Here is a 3,406-nt window from a genome sequence, read left to right as displayed (position 1 = left end):
CCAGCCACCGATATATCGTTGCCCTTCCTACCTTAAAAAGTCCGGCAGCTTGAGCGATACGACCGCCATTTTCTACATAATCCACTACTCTTTTTCTCAAATCAATACTGTAAGACATTTTCCTAGCAGCTTCACTATTTTTATTCATTTTACCTCATTTTTAAATAGTCTCATACTTATTTGAAATGACTATACCTATCTTGCGCCCCACAAATCGATCGACAATCGCTATGCTGTAACAAAGCATCAGTTCGATGGCGTACCAGCTATGACTGCAGAACCCAACCTAACATCAAGCTTAACTTTAATTTCCTTCCCAGCCGCACCTTAATTTCGGTGTTAATCACCTATTGAAAGCTTGCATCTAACGGCAAATTCTGTAACTGAGAATTTATCCAAGCAGCCGCCGCCACTCCCGATCGCAAAGCAGCTTCAATTTGACCTTCGCCGCACAAATCCCCCGCACAAACCAGCGGTAAAGTCCCAGCCGCCGGCAAACAAGAAACAGGCAAAGGATTTCGACAAAAAGCATAGCGCCAGCGGTGAACCTGCAACCATTCCGGCTGATTCAGCCAAGGCATTAAATATTCAGAAGTGCGATCGAGCAATTCTTGACCAACGGTTGGCAAATCGGTAGATTCTAGATGGCGTTCCGCGAAATTGGCGCTGCTGTGAACCACAAACACAGGCTGCGGCGGATCGAGTCGCTTGCTGCTGTCGAGGCCAACCCAAGCTAAATCAGAATCATCGGGAAAAGAAACAGATTTCCACTGCGGATTGAGATTGCTCAACTCTGAATTTCGTGCTGCAGGATAGCCAGCCATAACTGTAATGCAAGGGTCGTACTCCACAGAACGCAATTTGTCAATAAAATCAGGCGACAAACCGATTTCCGAATCCAAAAACATTAAAGCTTGAGGAGCAGGAATTGCTACAACCACAGCCTTAGCAATCAATTCTTGAGGTATCTCTAAATTGTCGTCGGTAACTTCCAGAGAAAGACGCCACATTTGATTGTCAGTACGAGCAATAGCTTTGACTCGGCGGCCGTACCAAATATCTAAACCCTCTGCGATATACTTACCGACAGTATTCATCCCAGCAGGTGCGACATAACAAGAACAGGGAATAGCAGATATTTCTCCTTGTCGGAATTCTGCCACACTATCCGTCCAGAGTTTCAGGATCTGTCGATCGACCAAAACATCAATTAACGCCTGCACCGCCTCTCCCTGCGGCTCCAGATAGCGAGCCCCGTGATCTGCCCTAGCGCCCTGTACGCGGCGAGTAGCGACTCGTCCGCCGGGGCCGCGAGATTTCTCAACAACCGCCACAGAATAGCCAGCGAGGCGCAACTGCCGAGCGCAAATCAGCCCCGCCATCCCCGCACCGATCGCCACAACATCGAACATAGTTAGTCATTAGTCAGTGGTCAGTGGTCAGTTGTCAGTTGTCAGTTGTCAGTTGTCAGTTGTCAGTTGTCAGTTGTCAGTTGTCAGTTGTCAGTGGTCAGTGGTCAACAGTCAACACTCAACAGTCAACACTCAACAGTCAATACTCAACAGTCAATAGTTATCAGTTTAAAGCTGCGGGGGAAGTTTCTGTGCAGTATTTCAGTTTGCGGCCAAACCCTGAGAGCCGCAGCACGGGTTGCAAGCCCAACGCCATCGCCCTGCAGCACGTAGTAGAATAGGGGACAGCACGAATGCACAGGTAAGATTAGTTTAAAAAAATATAGCGGCAAATTCCACAGCCCGCTACTCGGGAAAATCTAAAATCTAAAATCTAAAATCTAAAATAACCCTAGCGGAGGGCAAAATCTTGGACGAACTCAGAGCAGCATTAGAATTGACAACAGAAGAAGAATTGCAGCAACTAACAGAACTCTTGTTCAGCCGCAAGTTTAACCCCTTAGATTACGTGCAAACCCCCGCACCCACAGACGTACAAAGCCGCGATCGCGAAGCATGGCTAGACGCCGTAGAACAGCGGTTTCGGTATCTTGCAGCCGACGGGGTGACGGTACTCAGAGGGCGCACCGAACAAGTAACCTACAGACAAGCACTAATTCAAGTTTGTCGCTATCTCAAAATCCCTTATCCCAAACAGTTGTCAACCACCGACTTAGAAGCCGAAGTATTTCTGCATTTAATGGGCCGCGCTTGGAAGCGCTTACCCGCCGACGAACAGCAAGCGCTAACACTGCGCGTACAGCGAGCAATTGTTGATTCTAAACTCTCCCAACCCCTGCCAATTTCTGCAGAAAAAGACCCGCTGGGTTTGCTGTTCAAAGGTGGCAGCGCTTTAGCTGTGAGTTCTATCTTAAAACCCATGTTGCTCAAACTGATGGCCAATCAATTTGCGCTGCATTTTGCCACCTATCAAATGGCCAGACAAGGAGTGCTTGCAGGGACTGCAACCGCAGCCACCCAGTTTCAAAATTATGTCGCAATTCAGGCGGCGCGGCGCGGGATGGCGGTGAGTGCTGCTCGTTACGGTGCGACGCGGAGCGTGTTTTCGCTGCTTGGCCCGGTGATGTGGACTTGGTTTGTGGCGGATTTGGGTTGGCGATCGATTTCCACGAACTACGGGCGGATTATCCCGACCATTTTTGCCTTAGCTCAAATTCGATTAACGCGATCGGAATGTGCTTGGGAACTAGCCTAACGATTTTGGATTGAAGAATTGAAGAATTGAAGAATTGAAGAATTGAAGAATTGAAGAATTGGAGTGTGAGTGAATATAAAAAATCGGTGCAAATTAGCTGCTAAACAGACAGCAAAAAATCTCAAATCTCGCCTCCAAAAACATCCCGACAGCCGCCTGGTAATTCCTTGGAATTTCGCTCAAATCGGGATGCTGATTTTTCCCTTAATTCCAATATTGGGAGGTTTAGGAATATTCTTAGGATTGGCCGGTACTTTCAAGCAAAAGTATCGTCAAATTAGCCGCCGCCCGCTGAACCGAGGATTCGCCATCCTCTTTGCGGTGCTAGTCATCACAACGATTTTTGCTAACAATCGCATCGATGCTGTTTTAGGCTTGTGCAATTTTTGGCCTTACTTTATATTTTTTGCCATTTTCAGCAGTTTAATTCAAACTCCTGCTCAGTTGCGACAAATGTCTTGGACGATCGCAATTAGTGCAGTGCCCGTAATAATTTTAGGTTTGGGACAGCAATTTTTAGGTTGGAGCGGCATCGATTTATTGCAGCCTGTTGTTGGCTGGGTACTGGAACCCAAAGGCAATCCCCCCGGCCGCATGGCTTCTGTATTTATGTACGCTAATATTTTAGCTTGCTATCTGACAATTGCTCTTATTTTAACACTCGGATTGTGGATGGAAGAGCTAGGGAGAGGGGGAGAGTGGGAGAGTGGGAGAAGGGGAGAGAGGGAGAGGGGGAGAG

Annotated in this window: 4 protein-coding genes and 1 pseudogene; 3 read left to right on the top strand and 2 right to left on the bottom strand. The window is 47.6% G+C overall.

From position 1 onward, the window contains the following. Together IQ263_RS27810 and IQ263_RS27805 are read right to left on the bottom strand one after the other, a co-directional pair. Positions 1-118 (bottom strand): IS630 transposase-related protein (locus IQ263_RS27810; RefSeq protein ID WP_194066405.1); only part of this gene is annotated, 118 nt, incomplete at its 3' end. A gap of 229 nt (positions 119-347) precedes the next feature. Continuing rightward, positions 348-1,412, bottom strand: coding sequence for an NAD(P)/FAD-dependent oxidoreductase (locus IQ263_RS27805; protein ID WP_194071259.1), 1,065 nt, complete (start codon positions 1,410-1,412; stop codon positions 348-350). An 80-nt stretch (positions 1,413-1,492) separates the two neighbouring features. Here IQ263_RS27805 and IQ263_RS27800 point away from each other — a divergent pair, with 80 nt between their 5' ends. The 3 genes and pseudogenes from IQ263_RS27800 to IQ263_RS27790 all read left to right on the top strand — a co-directional run. Then, entirely contained in the window at positions 1,493-1,693 is a 201-nt protein-coding gene (locus tag IQ263_RS27800; protein WP_194071258.1) for a hypothetical protein, read from the top strand. 128 nt (positions 1,694-1,821) lie between these two features. Further along, the gene (locus tag IQ263_RS27795) at positions 1,822-2,667 is read left to right on the top strand and encodes a YaaW family protein (RefSeq protein ID WP_194071257.1); all 846 of its coding nucleotides are present in this window, start codon (positions 1,822-1,824) and stop codon (positions 2,665-2,667) included. A 69-nt stretch (positions 2,668-2,736) separates the two neighbouring features. After that, a pseudogene (locus IQ263_RS27790) lies at positions 2,737-3,406 on the top strand (O-antigen ligase family protein); the annotation flags it as partial.

Origin of the sequence: Tychonema sp. LEGE 06208 (assembly GCF_015207505.1) — a bacterium.
Taxonomy (GTDB): domain Bacteria; phylum Cyanobacteriota; class Cyanobacteriia; order Cyanobacteriales; family Microcoleaceae; genus Microcoleus.
Note: the sequence above shows the minus strand (reverse complement) of the source record. Positions and strands in the feature narration are given on the sequence as shown.

Excerpts from the sequence above, each read along its gene's own strand:
- IQ263_RS27805 (WP_194071259.1), bottom strand. The coding sequence starts at position 1,412 with ATGTTCGATGTTGTGGCGATCGGTGCGGGGATGGCGGGGCTGATTTGC.